Source organism: Opacimonas viscosa, assembly GCF_024199005.1.
GTDB lineage: Bacteria > Pseudomonadota > Gammaproteobacteria > Enterobacterales > Alteromonadaceae > Opacimonas > Opacimonas viscosa.
The window spans coordinates 1-276 of record NZ_JANATA010000095.1 but is presented as its reverse complement, the minus strand read 5'-3'; the positions used below and the strand labels follow the sequence as shown (position 1 = coordinate 276).

At 44.6% G+C, this 276-nt stretch carries 1 protein-coding gene; it reads right to left on the bottom strand.

Annotation, left to right across the window (positions count from 1 at the left end; all coding sequences use genetic code 11):
• Positions 1-211: DUF3549 family protein (locus NLF92_RS12840; protein WP_254102600.1), on the bottom strand; the 211-nt coding region annotated here is incomplete at its 3' end.
• Positions 212-276: the final 65 nt, after the last annotated feature.

Here is a 276-nt window from a genome sequence, read left to right as displayed (position 1 = left end):
AGTGTTGCGTGGAGGCATTTTTATTCCAAAAGACGATGCCGAACCACGCATGCTGCTGACGAGGGTAGGGCGCGTAAGCACTGCCGTTTTCTATTTCTAGAAAGGTTTGACTATCGGTGGGTTCAAGGCGACGACCTAAATCAAAAACCTGATATTCAGTGCCTGCATGTAACAAAAACTCGCTGATAGAATTAATACCGTTAGCGCTCATAACTCGTTCCAAAATACTGCTTTAATCAAAATTTGCCAGGCTGTCACATCTATTCAAAGGGGCAC